Genomic DNA, 15,429 nt, shown 5'->3' on the forward strand with positions numbered 1-15,429 from the left:
GCGAGGCTAGCAAGGGCGGCAGCATATCGCCCGAGTGACGCCTGCGGTCTGGCCCACCGCCGATGGAGAGTCTTGACGTGCCTCTACATTTCATTGAGCAGATGTCTTCCGTGCTCGACGCCCCCGAGGATTCGGCGTGGTTCGACGCGGTGTCTCAGCTCGCCAGTTCGTGGGGTTTCGGCCAGGTCATGCTGGCGATCCTGCCTCGTCCCGGCATGCGACTCGAAGACGCATTCATCCGGACAAACTACTCGTCGGCGTGGCGGCAGGCTTATACCGACCACAACATGGCGTATTTCGACCCGACCGTCGCGCACTGCACGACGCGGTCGTCCCCGCTTATCTGGTCGCCGGAACTGTTTGCCACCGAGCAGCAGCAAACGATGTACGAAGAAGCACGCTCTCATGGTCTGCGTGCCGGCGTTACCCTGCCGATCCATGGCCCGCGTCAGGAGGCGGGCATGCTGTGCTTCGTGAACGATGCCAATCCATCGGATTCGTTCTGGCAGGACGTCAACCGTGCGCTGCCGAATCTGGTGCTGCTGCGGGATCTAGTGCTCGACACCAGCCAGCGGCATCTGGGCGATCATGCCCAGTCCATGATTCCCAAACTCACGCCGCGCGAAAAGGAATGCCTCAAGTGGACTGCGCTTGGCAAGTCCACCTGGGAGATTTCGCACATCCTCAACTGCTCCGAGGCCGTGGTGAACTTCCACATGAAGAACATTCGCGGGAAGTTCGGCGTGAACTCACGGCGTGCGGCAGCCGTGATTGCCACCCAGATGGGTCTTATTGACCCGGGCTGAGCATCATCATCGACGACGGCACGTCCGGGCGGCGTAGCACGCGCTCGGCGCGGCCCAGATCGCCGTCGGAAATCGTCTTGTTGAAGTAAAGCCCCAGCAGGATCGACACCGGCGGCGGGATTTCCGCGCCCGATTCAAACCGGCTGCCACGCGACTGCGTCACGCCGAACCGCGCCCAGAAGCGGCGCTGGCTCTCCTTCTTCTTTTTCCGATACGCGATGATCAGGACACGGTCGATTACCGACGACAGGTCCCCTGCATTGTGAAGGGAGTTCGTGCCCGCCTGCCATTGATTGTCCAGAAGTTCCATTTTGTATCTCGCTGTCAGTTATGCCTGTTGATTGACTGCCGCCCCGCCATTCTCCAGAACTGCCCCTCTCTGCGCACCTACCTATCTGGATAGGTGTTTTTTTATATTCATAACGCATAGCTTTCGATCCATACCGCTGCCCCTCCACACGAACAAAGGGAGAGTTGTCATGCAAGCTGCGATTCGGATCGGACTGCGTCAGGAATTCGACAACGAGGACATTAACGAGATGTACAGGCTGCGTGCACGGGTTTTCCGTGACCGCATGGGCTGGGATATTCCCACCATCGCCGGCATGGAAATCGATGGCTACGACGCGCTCGGCCCCCACTACATGCTGATCCAGGATGGGGGCGGCAAGGTTCGCGGCTGCTGGCGCCTCATGCCCACGGAGGGCCCCAACATGCTGCGCGACACGTTCCCCCAGCTTCTGCACGGCAACGATGCGCCAACGGGGCGCAACATCTGGGAACTGAGCCGTTTCGCCATCGAATCCAGTAACGAACACGCCTTCGGCTTCGCGGAAGTGACGATGCGCGCGATCCATTCGCTGGTCTGGTTTGCCGACCGCATGGGGATTTCGCGCTATGTGACCGTCACGACGACACCGATCGAACGCATGCTGCGCCGTACCGGCATCGAAGTCGGCCGCCTGGGCGCGCCGGTGCGTATCGGCGTGGAAAACGCCGTCGCACTGGAGATCGCTGTCAGCAACCAGACGCGCAATGCGCTGTTCGGTCAGATGGCCGACGCCGCCTGACGGAGTCGGAATCGATCCTGCTTTTCGTGTCGCGATCCGCGGCACCCGTCAACTAGCTTACATTTTTGTCTGACGAATTGTGCCAGAGGTGGCCGAAACCACCGCAGCGGGCGGATCGCTTACACGGAATTCAAGTGAGATAAAAACGACAATTAGTCGGATTGAGCTGGTGCATTTGCCGCTGCAGGCGCGGCGGCGCGGCTGAAACGGATATGCGAAATGCGGCGCACGCACAGCGCCGCAACCATTGCGGCAAAGCCCGTCAAGCCGATACCCAGATGAATGGCGTCGACCAGCACATGCCGCACCGCCTCGATCAGCGCCGCGCCGTCGAGCCCTGCCGCCTTCATATGCTGCGTCAGGGCGTCGCGCAGCGCCGCATCGATCAGCACGCGCGGATCCGATAGTTGCGGCTGCCAGCGCGCCGTCCCCGGTGCGCCCAGCACGGCAAGCGCGTCGCCGACGCCTGCCGCATAGCGATGGTTCACGATCGTCGCCACGATGCTCGTCCCGAGCATACCGCCCACCATGCGCGTCGATTGCAGCAGCGCCGTGGTAATGCCGAAGCGCTCACGCCCGGCGATTTCCTGCCCGAAGATATTGAGATTGTTCAGGATGAAGCCGAGCCCGACGCCCACCGCGGCCATCGAGAGTTCGAGCCACAAATAGGAAGTCGTGCGCGTCGTAAACGCCAGCCCTACCGAAGCCGCCACCAGCAGGCCGAACCCCACGCTCAGGATGGCGGTCGGTTTTTTCAGGTGAATCACGATGCGCGTGTTGACGAGGCTGCCAAGTGCGATACACGCCGCGATAGGCGTCGCCAGCAGACCGGCTTCCTGCGGCGAAAGCCCAAAGCCGCCTTGCAACAGCAGCGGCGCGAAGAAAATCAGCGAGAACATGACGAAGCCGGACAGCGTCGACAACGTAAACAGCGTGACGAGTTGCGGATCGCGAAAGAGATCAAGCGGAATGATCGGGTGCGTGGCGCGCCGCTCGCAGACGAGCAACGCCGCAGCGCCGATCAGCACGAACACGATCAGCACCAGATTGCCGGGCGTGAAGCCTTCCTTCGGCACCGCCTCGATGACGGTCTGAAAACCGCCCAGCACGAGCGCGACCAGCACAGCGCCGGTCCAGTCGATACGCACCTCGCCCGTGCGCGCGGGACGATACGCGGGCAAATGCGCCCAAATGAAGTACAGCGCCAGCGCGCCCACCGGCAGATTCACCATAAAGGTCGAGCGCCAGCCGAAATGCTCGGAGAGCCAGCCGCCCAGCGACGGCCCCGCCGCCGTGCCAATGCCGTAAGCCGCCGCCATCACCACCTGCCAACGCACCCGCGCACGCGGGTCCGGGAAGAGATCGGGAATCGAGGCAAACGCGGTGCCCACCATCATCCCGCCGCCGACGCCCTGCAACGCGCGCGCCGCCGCCAGAAAGCGCATGTCGGTCGCCAGCCCGCACAGCACCGAAGCGAGCGTAAACACGATCACCGCCGCCAGCACGAAGCGCTTGCGCCCAAAATAATCGCCGAGCCGGCCGAACACCGGCACGGTTACGACCGACGCCAGCAGATAAGCGCTCGCGATCCACGCGTAATACTGGAAGCCGTGCAGTTCCGCGACGATCGATGGCAATGCGGTACTGACCACGGTCTGGTCGAGCGCGACCAGCATATTGACGAGGCCGATGCCGAGCATGGCCAGCAGCGCGTCGCGAAACGGCAAGGGGGAATGGGTAGAAGTCACGGGTAGGAATGCTGCAACGCGGGAGTGCGAAAGAGACGCAACGATAGCGGCCAGGCGTTGCCCGCGCAACAAGACGAAATCGCCCCACTGCGCTGCGGCGGGCCGGACCCGCCAGCTTATCCCGATAGAGCACCGCCGTGGCCATCCGACGCACCTCCTCTTGATCTCCTTCATCCGACTTCCACATTTCATACAGCGGCGCTGCATCTTTCGGGCCGATCCATTAAGCTCAGCAGAGATCGATACGGGCCGTGCAAGACCGCCAGCGCGCGCTTTGGCGGCGGCGCATCCCATCAACTCAAGCGGAGGTTCCATGTACAAACGCATTCTGGTCGCGGTCGACGGTAGCGAAACGTCACGCCGCGCGTTCGAAGCCGCGCTCGACCTGGCGAAAGCGATGGGCTCGACACTGCAGCCGTTCTATGTGGTCGAGAACACACCGATGTATTTCGACGCGCCCGGCTACGATCCGTCGATCCTGCGCAACCAGATGATTGCCCAGGGCAAAGAACTCGCCGAGGACATGGACAAGGCGATGAGCGAGCGCGGTGTACAAGGCGCCATGGTGACGGGCGAAGCTTCCTCGCTCGACGACGTCCCCACGCTGGTGCTCAACGCCGCGAAGGCTCAGGGCGCCGACCTGATCGTGATGGGTACGCACGGACGACGCGGTTTCCAGCGCCTGATCCTCGGCAGCGTGGCCGAGCGCTGCGTACGTCAATCGGCGCTGCCCGTCCTGCTGATTCCGACAGCCGCTGGTTCGACCCAGACGGGCGCTGAATAAAAAGATAAACCTCCGATTCATGCCTTTTGCAACCAGCTTGCGCCTGATCATTTTCCGCGAAAGCGGCTTCTGACAAGGCGCAAGCGTCGGCATCTCAAAAGCGCGGCGTTTTGTCGCCTTTTTAAGATTTAAACGCAGTCAAGATTGCTCCGGAACCGATCACAGGAGCGATACGATGCTGCACCCGACCGTCTCTCACACCACCGTGCGCCGGGGCGCGCGCACGCCCCCGGCCAGCCCGCGCACCACCGCGCGCTGCTCAAGCTGCGCGATGCGGCATCTGTGCATGCCTCAGGGTCTGGCGCAGGATGATCTGCCGAAACTCGAAGCGCTCATCTGCAACGCGCGCAGCGTGCGGCGCGGCGAATCGCTCTATCGCGCCGGCGACCCGTTCGACACGCTCTATGCCGTGCGTTCCGGTTCGCTCAAGACCGTCATGGCCCATCGCGATGGCCGCGAACAGGTCACGGGCCTGCGCCTCGCGGGCGACCCCCTCGGCATTGACGGCATCAGCACGGAATTCCACACCTGGAGCGCCGCGGCGCTCGAGGACAGCTCCGTTTGCATCATTCCCTACTCGGCGCTCAAGCATATGTGCCGCGAAACCAGCGCGATGCAGGACCGGCTGCACCGCCTGATGAGCGAACAGCTGATCCGCGAGTCGTCGCAGATGATGGTGCTCGGCTCGCTTTCCGCCGACGAGCGCGTCGCCGCCTTCCTGCTCGACGTGTCGGAGCGCAACGGCCAGCGCGGCTACTCGTATGCGGAATTCAACCTGCGCATGACGCGCGAGGACATGGGCAGCTATCTTGGCATGACGCTCGAAACGGTCAGCCGTACCTTGTCAAGATTTCAAAAGCGCGGCCTGATCGACGCCCAGGGCAAACTCATCCGCATCATCGACCTCGAAGGCTTGCGTCATCTTTGAAGCGTCCGCACCCGGCCGCTACGCGGCCTTGATGCGGGCTTCATCCGTTTTTCGTACGCGCCGCCCCTTTCGGGCGGCGCGTTCGCTATGACAGCTGAACGCGCGTTGGCACAACTCCTGCGCAGCGGTTACATTCTCAAACACACCGCTCACGTCAGGAGACTCGCCGCAATGCAGCTCCCGCTCACGCCCACGCTCGCCGCCCGGCTCGCCGAAGCCCGCGCCGCCAGCGACGCCCTCTTCGACATCGTCAAGCCCGACTTCCTGTATGAGCGCCCGATTCGCGAGCGCCACCGAATCGTGTTCTATATCGGCCACCTGGAAGCGTTCGATCGCAACCTGTTCGATCAGCGGCTGTTCCACCTGCCGTCGAGCGATGCCCGCCTCGACCAGTTGTTCGCTTTCGGCATCGATCCCGTCGATGGCGCACTGCCGACCGATACGCCCGCCGACTGGCCACGCATGAACGAAGTCCGCGCCTACGCGCGCGACGCGCGCGCGCGCATCGACGAGCAACTCGCCGCGCTCGATCTGCCGCATGATTCGCCGCAACACGATACGCCGGCCAGGCTGCTCAACGTGGCGATCGAACACCGCCTGATGCATGTCGAAACGTTGGCTTACATGCTCCATCAACTGCCGTTTGCGCAGAAACAGGCGCCGGCTGGCGCGCGCGAAATCGCGGACCATCTGTATACCGCAAAGCCCGCGATGGTCAGTGTGCCGGCTGGCCGCACCGAACTCGGCATGACGCGCGAGCGCGGCGTGTTTGGCTGGGACAACGAGTTTGGCGAAGAGCAGGTGGAAGTGCCGGCGTTCGAGATCGACCGCTATATGGTGTCCAACGGCGCGTTCCTCGATTTTGTCGCCGATGGTGGATATCGGCGCAAGGACTTGTGGGACGACGCCAACTGGGCGTGGAAAGAGGCTGAGGGCATCGAACATCCGGTGTTCTGGGTGCGCGATGCCGGCGGGGCTGATGGGGCTGACAGCGCCTGGCGTCTGCGGACGATGTTCGAGGATATGCCGTTGCCGCTTGCGTGGCCGGTCTACGTCAGCCACGCCGAGGCAAGCGCATTCGCGCGCTGGCGCGGCGTATGTCTGCCGAGCGAGGCTCAGTGGCAGCGCGCGGCGCATGGCGCATTGCCGGGCGCGACGGATAACTTCGATTTCCGCAACTGGAACCCGGTAGCCGTGGACGCTTCGCCGGATAGCGCGAGCACGTGGGGCGTTGAAGGGCTTTACGGAAACGGCTGGGAATGGACCTCGACGGTGTTCGGGCCACTGCCGGGATTCGAGGCGTTTCCGTTTTACGAAGGGTATTCGGCCAACTTCTTCGACGGTCAGCACTACGCAATGAAAGGCGGATCTTCCCGCACTGCGGCCTGCATGTTGAGGCCGACATTCCGCAACTGGTTTCAACCCAGATATCAATATGTTTATGCGGGATTCCGGTGTGTGGGCCGTGACAAATAAAGCATAAATTGTATTAGCCGGGACTCGGTCTGACTGGTAGTCAGGCCGATAGAGAAGAAGCGATCAATGGGGAATGAGTTTCTCCTTGGCTAATTCCAGCGAACGGAGTCGGTTTTCAACTAGAGCAGGACGCTCAAGACGCGAGTTCCAACGGCGCCTTTATTTAAATATCGTTATATCCATAAATATATTTCGATGTCGATTTATCCAAAGATCTTGCCAGTGCGGTATTCGACAAAGCGCTTCTTCAAACATCACGCGACCGCACGACTTGAGTGCTCAACGTGACCAACCGTGTCTATTACGTGTCGACGCCGTTCGCGCGAGTCTCGGACTTGATTTCTGAGTTTGTACGAATCGGAAGCATTAGACCGCGCCGTTTCAACTGTACTCTATCGAACCCCGTCAATGTGTGCATACCGGCTCGAACTGTGTTCTTTTAATCTGTCTCCATGATGCGCCGCCCCATTCGGCGGCGCGCCCAATCTGGAGTCTGAAGAATGACAGGAGTCATATGTCGAGGCACGGCTTACCCGCGCCAGATAGCATCAGCACGCGCAAGCGCGCCGTTCATGGCAAGGAGCGGCGCTTGAACCTGCTCGAAGCCATGCGAATCTACGTGAGAGTGGTCGAGCGCGGCAGTATTTCCGGCGCGGCGCGCGATCTGGATATCGGTCAGCCCGCCGTGAGCGAACGCATCGAGCGACTGGAAAAGTATCTTGGCTGCCAATTGCTGCTGCGCAACGCCCGCACGTTCCAGTGCACGCCGGAAGGGTCGATCTTCCACGAACGCAGCAAGTCCGTGCTCGGCGCCGTCGAGCAAGCACTCGCCGAAGTGGCGAACGACGAACATGTCGTCAAGGGAACGATCCGCATCGCCGCGCCGCATTGCTTTGGCGAGACCATCTTGCCAGAAGGGCTCAAACGCGTGATGGCCAGCTATCCGCGGCTAGATATCGAACTGGCGCTCAATGACAAGATCGCGGATCTCGTGACGGAAGGCGTGGATATTTCGTTTCGCCTCGGCCCGCTTGGCGACAGCGCGTATATCGCGTGGCCGCTCGGGCAGATCCGGCGATGGCTGGTCGCGTCGCCCGACTATTTGAAGCAACATGATCCGATTAATTCTCCCGTTCAACTCGCGAATCATAGCTTTATTCGCGTGAAGGGCACGTTCGATTCTGACCAGTTGCCGCTCACGTCCGACGCACATATCGTCGATAGCGTAACGATTCGGACTGCCATCAAAACAACACACTGGCGGCCGATGTTTGAGATGGTGCTGGCCGGCGTAGGTATCGGCGTGCTGGAAGAACCCGCTGCGACGACTGCGATTGCCGATGGCCGCCTCGTGCGGATTCTGCCCGGTTACGACGTGCCGCCGCTTGCGCTGAATTTGCTGATCCGGCCTCAGCGCCCGGTGCCGGCGCGCGTGCGCAAGATCGTCGACACCTTGAAAGCCTTCGTCACCGAAGCGCTACAGGCCGAACAATAGACGCAACCGACGGGACCGCATGGGCTTCGGACACGCGGCCGAAAATCGCCCGTCCCGTCGGCATGTCCTTGTCATCCGATACTTAGCATCGCGCGAAAAACAGCGCCTTTGCACGCGCCGGGGCTGCAATAGCACTCAAGTTTGCGCTCCACAGGCCGTTGACCCTCGGATCGACGGCCACTACGGATGCAAGCCTTGTCCCCCAACCCTGACGAATTCAATCGCGATTCCAGCGATTCGCCCATCATCGAATGGCTGTTGCACGACGATCAGGTCATGCGCGAGTGTTTCCGCCATGCCGCAGCCATTCTCAAAACGGTCACGGAAGCCTCGATTACGGCGGTACTCTTGCTCGACGCCGAGCATCAGCACTATCGCGCCGAGGTCGGTTTGTCGGTGCATCCCATTCCCCGGCGGCAGTCGCTGAGCCACTACGCCGTGCAGGGCGACGCACTATTCGTGGTCGAGGACGCGCGTCAGGATCCCCGCTTTACGCATTGCCTGCTGGTACGCGCCGCCCCGTTCGTGCGCTTCTACGCAGCCATTCCGCTGCGCGCGCCGGGCGGCGAGCTTGTCGGTGCGCTCTGCGCGATGGACGGCGCACCGCGCGCGCTCCCACAGGCGCACCACGCCGTATTCGAGCATCTGCGCGCCATTGTCGAAAATGATCTGAGACTGCGTTGCGCCACCGCTACCGACCCTGTCACACGTTTATTCAACCGGCGATTCATGATGGAAAGCGTGCGCCAAAAGTGGCGCGAGGCCGCGCCCGACGACTGGCTGGCCGCAGTCATGGTCGATATCGACTATTTCAAGCAGTTCAACGACACGTACGGCCATCCAGCGGGCGATGTCTGTCTGCAACGGGTCGCTGCCGTCCTGCAAACCATCGCCGACGAAAATCAGGCGATTGCGGGCCGCATGGGCGGCGAGGAATTCGGACTGCTATTGAGTGGCCTGCCGCTTCACTCCGTCCCGCCGATACTCGAACAGTTGCGCAGCGGCGTCATGGCGCTTGGCATCGCGCACCGCCATTCGCAAGCGGGTGTCGTAACCGTGAGTGTCGGCGCGGCGATAACGAAAGGCTCGACCAGTAGCCAGGCGGCCTTCGCCGCCGCCGATCTGGCGCTCTATCGCGCCAAACATGCGGGCCGTAATGCAGTCGTCATTCATTGATGACCTGCACCGCCCGAACTGTACTCTTCGATTCGCCTGCGAAGTGTGCGTACGCGCGCGAGCCCAGCCAACGTAATCTTCGCATTTCCAGACTGCACGTCAATCCAGGCAACGCGGTCACGCGTTTCGACGATTCTCTAACACTCACTCATGATTATCCGCCCCGCGCCAAACTGGTTTCGCATGCTTTTCGTCTGGCATGGCTCCGTTCTCAAGGCCATTATTCCGCAGCTTGCATTCATGACGCTCGTGAGCCTGCTCGCCATGTATACCCACGGCCGCATTTTGGGCGAAAAAATTCCGCTGAATACAACGCCTTTCACACTATGCGGCGTGGCGCTCACCATTTTCCTGGCGTTTCGCAACAACGCGAGCTACGAACGCTATTGGGAAGCACGGCGCCTGTGGGGCAATGCGCTGATTGCAGCGCGCACGCTTATCTCGCAGTTTCGTCACTATGTACCGTCGAGTTCCGCGCCATTCGAGAACCGCCGCATTCCGCGCCTGCTCATCGCGTATGCGTATGCGCTCAAGCACCAGCTTCGCCATTCCGACCCAAGCGCCGATCTCGCGCGCCAGCTCGGTCCCGAACAGGGTGCCGCGCTCAGCGCACGCGTGTTTCAGCCTATCATGCTAATCGACGAGGCGCGCCGTCATCTCGCGGCGCTCAACCGCGCGGGCGTGCTCTCCGATACGAAGCTCTGGATGCTGGATCATCAGCTCAACGAACTGGGCGCGACCGTGGGCGGCTGTGAGCGCATTCTCAGCACGCCGCTTCCGTTCGCCTATGGCGTGCTGTTGCATCGCACGGTATATGCGTACTGCGCGTTGTTGCCTTTCGGGTTGATCGATTCGATCGGCTTCGCGACGCCGCTCGTCTGCGTGTTTGTCTCGTACACCCTGCTCGCCCTGGAAGCGATCGCGGGTGAAATCTCCGATCCGTTTGGCCTCGCGCCGAACAATCTCGCGCTCGACTCGATGACCTGCACGATCGAGCGCGCGGTGCTCGAACTCTGCGACGAAGCATTGCCGCCGGCCACGCGTCCCGGCCCCCACTATCAACTGACCTGATATCGAGCGGAGCGCCCATGATGTCCCGCTCAATACGAGCTGAAGAAAGCACCGGTAGCGTTGTTCACGACGTCTTGCGCCACAAAGGCGCCGGGACAACATCGGCAGTCGATTATGTCGTGGAGGAAGTGCCTGTCGCGCTGGTTTTCAATGGCATCTCGCATGCCGTCATGATGGCGACGCCGATAGATCTTGAGGATTTCGCGCTGGGATTCGCGTTAAGCGAAGGAATCGTCGAACGGGCCAGCGACGTCTTCGAGATCGAAACCTCCCTGCACGCCGAAGGCGCCGAAGTACATCTGCGTGTCGCCCAACAAGCCTTCATGGCACTCAAGGGCAAGCGCCGCGCGCTGGCTGGGCGTTCGGGATGCGGCGTATGCGGCATAGAAAGCATCGAATTGCTGGATCTGCACCCTGCACGCATTGCGCTGCCCTCCATCGCACCCGTGATTGGAAGGACCGCAGTGGAGCGAGCCGCCCGCGAACTGCGTGAGCATCAACGCCTGATGCATGAAACCGGGGGTATTCATGCGGCGGGCTGGTGTGACGTCGCAGGACAGATCGCGAAAGTATTCGAAGATGTGGGCCGCCACAATGCGCTCGACAAGCTGATCGGCTGGCTCGCACGTACACGCATCGACAGCGCGCAGGGCTTTGTGTTTCTCTCCAGCCGCGCGAGTTACGAACTGGTACGCAAGGCGGCGCGCGTGCAGGTCCATACCCTGGCGACGATTTCCGCGCCGACGTCGCTGGCTATATCCGTTGCTCAGGAAGCGGGTATGCGCCTCCTGAGCTTCTGCCGTGGCGATGGCTTCGTCGAATACGTCGGCGCTAAAACCGCCTGAGCATTCAGCCCTTCAGCGCGCGCACGAGGCCGCGAGTTTGCCTACTGTGATGATCGCCTGTTCGATTTCCGGCGACCACGGCGTGCTGTAATTGAGGCGAATGAAGTGGCGATAGCTATCCGAGACGGAAAACATATTGCCCGGCCCGATCGTGATGCCGCGCTCGAGCGCAAGCTGGTACAGCTTCATCGAGTCGACTTTCGCAGGCAATTCGATCCACAGCACGTAGCCGCCTGCGGGATTCGACATGCGCGTGCCCGCCGGGAAGAAACGCGTGACCATCGCCTTCATCAGATTGGCCTGCTGCGCGTAGTTCTTGCGGATGCGCCGCAGGTGATGCTCGTAGCCGTCACGCTCGAGGAATTCGGCAATCGCCAGTTGCGGAATCACAGCGGTCGTCAGCGTATTCAGAAACTTGAGCTTTTCGACCTGATCGCGAAAGCGGCCCGGCATCGCCCAGCCGATGCGATAAGCGGCGGTCAGACTCTTCGAAAACGATCCGCAATGCAGCACCATGCCCTTTTTATCATACGATTTAAGCGTGCTGGGATGCGATTCGCCGAAATACAGTTCGTTATACACACCATTTTCAATCACCGGGATGTTCGACTTCGCGAGCAGATCGACAAGTTCGCGCTTGCGATCATCAGGCATCAGAAAGCCGAGCGGGTTCTGAAAATTCGGCATCACCATGCATGCGGCGATCGGCTGCGTTTCGATGATCTTTGCGAGCGCGTCCACTTCCATGCCGTATTCGGGATGCGTCGCCACTTCGATCGCCTTCATGCCGGAACGCTCGATTGCGTGCAACATCGCATAAAACGTGGGCGATTCCACCGCGATCACGTCGCCCGGTTTGGCGACAGCCTGCAGGCACAGATTGATTGCTTCGGTCGCGCCCACGGTCACGATGATTTCATTCGGGTCCACGGCCATGCCGTTTTCCAGGTAGCGGCGAGCAATTTGCCTCACCAGTTCCGGGCTGCCGGGCGGCAAGGCGTTGGTGACGCCCCACGATGATTTCTTGCGCCCCACGGCGGCAGCATAGCGATTGAGCTTTTCGTAAGGGAACAGTTGGGGATCGGGATAAGGCGAGCCTAGCGGCACGGCGTCGTCCGTACCGATCGAGCGCAGCGTGGACAGCACGAGCCGGCTCACATCAACTTCGGCCGACGCCGCCGCGGGGCGGCTCGGGCGCAAGTCATCGGCGTGGGTGCCGCTTTCAGCCGCGCGCAGGCTCACGAAATAGCCTGATTGCGGGCGGCTTTCGAGCACGCCACGGCTTTCCAGCAGCAGATAGGCGCGAATCACGGTCGTGATGCTGATGCGGTGCTGCTGGCTGGCCTGACGCACCGAAGGCACGCGGTCGCCCGGCCGGAATACGCCCTTCTGGATCAACGTTTCAATGTCGTCCGCGAGCTTTTCATAGAGTTTCACTGCTTTCTCCCCGGAGATCGCTCACAGCACTGCAAACGCAGTGTACTGCTGCGGGCGAAACTGTACTCTAAGTGATGGCCTGTTTCTGTGTGTCATGCGCGCGGCCCTTAACTTTTACGCTTGCGCATAACCAGACACTGCGTGCGGCACGCCTCGTGGAACCCTCCCGAGGCCGCACGAACGACAATGGAGCCAGGCGTAATGGACAAGCTGAAACCAAAGGGCAAAATCGAGGCCTATCATCATCCAGCCGCGGGCTGGGGCGCGCTCAAGTATGTCGCCATCAACCTGATCAAGGAACGCGTGTCGGGCGGCAACTATCGCACGCTGTTCAAGCAGAACCAGCCCGACGGCTTCGATTGCCCGGGTTGCGCGTGGCCCGACCGCGAGCATGCTTCCACGTTCGAGTTCTGCGAAAACGGCGTAAAAGCCGTGGCTGCCGAAGCGACCACCAAGCGCGTGACACCGGCGTTCTTCGCAGCCAATACCGTCGAGTCGCTGATGAAGCAGACCGACTACGAACTCGAACAGCACGGCCGCCTCACCGACCCGATGGTGTACGATGCCCTCACCGACCGCTACAAACCCATCGCATGGGATGACGCGTTCGCACTGATCGCGAAGCACCTTAAGGCGCTTGAATCGCCCGACGAAGCCGCGTTTTATACCTCGGGCCGCGCGAGCAACGAAGCGGCGTTTCTCTATCAACTGTTCGTGCGCATGTACGGCACGAACAACTTCCCCGACTGCTCGAACATGTGTCACGAGGCCACTAGCCGCGGCCTGCCGACGACGGTTGGGATCGGCAAGGGCACGGTCACGCTCGAAGACTTCGAGATCGCGGACACCATCATTATCTTCGGCCAGAATCCGGCGACCAACCATCCGCGTATGCTCGGCGAGCTGCGCGAGGCGTCGCGGCGCGGTGCGACCATCGTTTCAGTGAATCCGTTGCGCGAGCGCGGGCTCGAACGCTTCACCAGCCCGCAGCACCCACTGGAAATGATCACCTTCGGCAGCACGAAAATCGCATCGACCTTCATTCAACCGAAGCTCGGCGGCGACTTCGCGCTCATCAAGGGCGTCGCCAAGCGACTGATCGAACTGGACGACGAGGCGCTTGCAAACGGCACCGAGCGTGTGATCGATCTCGACTTCATCCAGCAGCACACGATGGGTTTCAATGCTTTTGCGGAAGACCTGCGCAACGAAAGCTGGCCGCTGCTCGAAACGGAATCGGGCGTCGCGCGCGAAGACATTGAAGGGCTCGCGCGCATCTACGCGAACGGCAAGCGCGTGATCGCGACGTGGGGTATGGGGATTACGCAACACAAGCATTCGGTGCAAACGGTGCATATGCTCTCCAACCTGCTCCTGATGCGCGGCAATATCGGCCGGGAAGGTGCGGGCCTGTGCCCCGTACGCGGCCACTCCAACGTGCAGGGCAACCGCACGGTGGGCATCGAGGAGAAACCTTCACAGGCGTTTCTCGACCGCCTCGGCAAGGTATTCAATTTCGAGCCGCCGCGCGAGCACGGACTCGACGTGGTGGAAACGGTCGAGCACATGATCGAGGGTGAGGTAAAGGTGTTCATGGGCCTCGGCGGCAACTTCGCGATGGCGACGCCCGACACGCTGCGCACGTTCGACGGCCTGCGTTCGTGCCGGCTCACCGTGCACATTACCACCAAGCTCAATCGCAGCCATCTCGTGCATGGCGAAAACGCGCTGATCCTGCCCACCCTCGGTCGCACCGAAATCGACGTGCAGAACGGCATCGCGCAAGGCGTGAGCGTCGAAGACTCCATGAGCATGGTGCACATCTCGTATGGCATGAACAAGCCGGCGTCACCAAACCTGATGTCGGAAACGGCCATCATCGCTCACGTCGCGCACGCGACGCTCGGCGACGACAAAGTGGACTGGCTCGCCTACGCGGGCGACTATGCGAAGATTCGCGACGCCATTGAGCAGACCGTCGAAGGCTTCGATCAGTACAACGAACGCATCCAGCATCCGGGCGGATTCCATCTGCGCGTGGCCTCGCGCGAGCGCGACTGGAAGACGGACACCGGCAAGGCCAATTTCATGGTGCATCCGGTGCAGCAGGACACGCCGATCGCGCGCGCGAAGGCGCAGCACGGCGAGCGGCTCATGACGCTCATGACGACGCGCTCGCATGACCAGTACAACACCACGATTTATGCGCTCGACGACCGCTATCGAGGCGTGTTCGGGCAGCGCCGCGTGGTCTTCATCAATCCCGCCGATATCGCCATGCTGGGCTTTAAAAATGGCGATTGGGTCGATATGACCACGGTATGGGACGACGGCGTCGAGCGTCGGGCAGATCACTTCCGTCTCGTGGAATATGACATTCCGCGCGGTTGCATCGGCGCCTATTACCCGGAAACCAATCCGCTCGTGCCGCTCAAGAGCGTGGGTGACGTGTGCAATACGCCCACTTCGAAGTCGATCCCGGTGCTGCTGCACGCTTCGTCCGAGCCGCTCGAACTGCCCGCTTTCTAAGTTGCTCTCATAGTTTTTGTCGGCCGCGCCGCACGCGGCCGTCATGCAAACCTGTCTGGTACCC

General features: G+C 61.4%; 13 protein-coding genes. 10 read left to right on the forward strand and 3 right to left on the reverse strand.

Translation table 11 applies throughout. The features are described from left to right. The first annotated feature begins 101 nt into the window (after positions 1-101). The gene (locus tag B0G62_RS12355; RefSeq protein ID WP_103704485.1) at positions 102-806 is read left to right on the forward strand and encodes a helix-turn-helix transcriptional regulator; all 705 of its coding nucleotides are present in this window, start codon (positions 102-104) and stop codon (positions 804-806) included. Here the strand turns inward: B0G62_RS12355 and B0G62_RS12360 are convergent. Continuing rightward, complete coding sequence (locus tag B0G62_RS12360) at positions 790-1,116, reverse strand: helix-turn-helix domain-containing protein (protein ID WP_042295924.1); 327 nt, start codon at positions 1,114-1,116, stop codon at positions 790-792. The two genes, B0G62_RS12355 and B0G62_RS12360, sit on opposite strands and share 17 nt — an antisense overlap. A gap of 169 nt (positions 1,117-1,285) precedes the next feature. Here B0G62_RS12360 and B0G62_RS12365 point away from each other — a divergent pair, with 169 nt between their 5' ends. Continuing rightward, positions 1,286-1,876, forward strand: a complete 591-nt coding sequence (locus B0G62_RS12365) for an acyl-homoserine-lactone synthase (protein WP_103704486.1) — start codon at positions 1,286-1,288, stop codon at positions 1,874-1,876. 152 nt (positions 1,877-2,028) lie between these two features. Here B0G62_RS12365 and B0G62_RS12370 read toward each other — a convergent pair whose 3' ends face one another. After that, on the reverse strand, positions 2,029-3,576 hold the full coding sequence (locus tag B0G62_RS12370; RefSeq protein WP_103704704.1) for an MFS transporter: 1,548 nt from the start codon (positions 3,574-3,576) through the stop codon (positions 2,029-2,031). 361 nt (positions 3,577-3,937) lie between these two features. Between B0G62_RS12370 and B0G62_RS12375 the strand changes: the two genes are divergently transcribed. From B0G62_RS12375 to fdhD, 7 genes are all read left to right on the forward strand, one after another. Continuing rightward, positions 3,938-4,408, forward strand: a complete 471-nt coding sequence (locus tag B0G62_RS12375; RefSeq protein WP_103704487.1) for a universal stress protein — start codon at positions 3,938-3,940, stop codon at positions 4,406-4,408. Positions 4,409-4,583: 175 nt separating this feature from the next. Next, entirely contained in the window at positions 4,584-5,336 is a 753-nt protein-coding gene (locus tag B0G62_RS12380; protein WP_103704488.1) for a helix-turn-helix domain-containing protein, read from the forward strand. A gap of 171 nt (positions 5,337-5,507) precedes the next feature. Further along, positions 5,508-6,812, forward strand: a complete 1,305-nt coding sequence (locus tag B0G62_RS12385; RefSeq protein WP_103704489.1) for an SUMF1/EgtB/PvdO family nonheme iron enzyme — start codon at positions 5,508-5,510, stop codon at positions 6,810-6,812. A 589-nt stretch (positions 6,813-7,401) separates the two neighbouring features. Further along, positions 7,402-8,307 carry a LysR family transcriptional regulator gene (locus B0G62_RS12390; RefSeq protein ID WP_103704705.1) on the forward strand — a complete coding sequence of 302 codons (906 nt, stop codon included), beginning with the start codon at positions 7,402-7,404 and terminating at the stop codon, positions 8,305-8,307. Between the two features lie 186 nt (positions 8,308-8,493). After that, positions 8,494-9,483: a diguanylate cyclase gene (locus B0G62_RS12395; RefSeq protein WP_103704490.1), complete on the forward strand. Its 990-nt coding sequence runs from the start codon at positions 8,494-8,496 to the stop codon at positions 9,481-9,483. 150 nt (positions 9,484-9,633) lie between these two features. Next, positions 9,634-10,554 carry a bestrophin family protein gene (locus B0G62_RS12400; protein WP_103704491.1) on the forward strand — a complete coding sequence of 307 codons (921 nt, stop codon included), beginning with the start codon at positions 9,634-9,636 and terminating at the stop codon, positions 10,552-10,554. A 20-nt stretch (positions 10,555-10,574) separates the two neighbouring features. Further along, positions 10,575-11,399, forward strand: a complete 825-nt coding sequence (gene fdhD, locus B0G62_RS12405; RefSeq protein WP_103704706.1) for a formate dehydrogenase accessory sulfurtransferase FdhD — start codon at positions 10,575-10,577, stop codon at positions 11,397-11,399. A gap of 12 nt (positions 11,400-11,411) precedes the next feature. Here the strand turns inward: fdhD and B0G62_RS12410 are convergent, their stop codons facing one another. Further along, on the reverse strand, positions 11,412-12,836 hold the full coding sequence (locus B0G62_RS12410; protein ID WP_103704492.1) for an aminotransferase-like domain-containing protein: 1,425 nt from the start codon (positions 12,834-12,836) through the stop codon (positions 11,412-11,414). A 201-nt stretch (positions 12,837-13,037) separates the two neighbouring features. On the opposite strand from B0G62_RS12410, the gene B0G62_RS12415 reads away from it, so the two are divergent. Continuing rightward, entirely contained in the window at positions 13,038-15,365 is a 2,328-nt protein-coding gene (locus tag B0G62_RS12415; protein ID WP_103704493.1) for an FdhF/YdeP family oxidoreductase, read from the forward strand. Positions 15,366-15,429: the final 64 nt, after the last annotated feature.

The organism is Paraburkholderia eburnea (assembly GCF_002917095.1).
In the GTDB taxonomy this organism is placed as follows: Bacteria; Pseudomonadota; Gammaproteobacteria; order Burkholderiales; family Burkholderiaceae; genus Paraburkholderia; species Paraburkholderia eburnea.

Bases quoted from the DNA above. Each gene is read 5' to 3' on its own strand.
- B0G62_RS12355 (WP_103704485.1), top strand. From the start codon at position 102: ATGTCTTCCGTGCTCGACGCCCCCGAGGATTCGGCGTGGTTCGACGCG.
- B0G62_RS12360 (WP_042295924.1), bottom strand. From the start codon at position 1,116: ATGGAACTTCTGGACAATCAATGGCAGGCGGGCACGAACTCCCTTCAC.
- B0G62_RS12365 (WP_103704486.1), top strand. From the start codon at position 1,286: ATGCAAGCTGCGATTCGGATCGGACTGCGTCAGGAATTCGACAACGAG.
- B0G62_RS12370 (WP_103704704.1), bottom strand. From the start codon at position 3,576: ATGCTCGGCATCGGCCTCGTCAATATGCTGGTCGCGCTCGACCAGACC.
- B0G62_RS12375 (WP_103704487.1), top strand. From the start codon at position 3,938: ATGTACAAACGCATTCTGGTCGCGGTCGACGGTAGCGAAACGTCACGC.
- B0G62_RS12380 (WP_103704488.1), top strand. From the start codon at position 4,584: ATGCTGCACCCGACCGTCTCTCACACCACCGTGCGCCGGGGCGCGCGC.
- B0G62_RS12385 (WP_103704489.1), top strand. From the start codon at position 5,508: ATGCAGCTCCCGCTCACGCCCACGCTCGCCGCCCGGCTCGCCGAAGCC.
- B0G62_RS12395 (WP_103704490.1), top strand. From the start codon at position 8,494: ATGCAAGCCTTGTCCCCCAACCCTGACGAATTCAATCGCGATTCCAGC.
- B0G62_RS12400 (WP_103704491.1), top strand. From the start codon at position 9,634: ATGATTATCCGCCCCGCGCCAAACTGGTTTCGCATGCTTTTCGTCTGG.
- fdhD (WP_103704706.1), top strand. From the start codon at position 10,575: ATGTCCCGCTCAATACGAGCTGAAGAAAGCACCGGTAGCGTTGTTCAC.
- B0G62_RS12415 (WP_103704493.1), top strand. From the start codon at position 13,038: ATGGACAAGCTGAAACCAAAGGGCAAAATCGAGGCCTATCATCATCCA.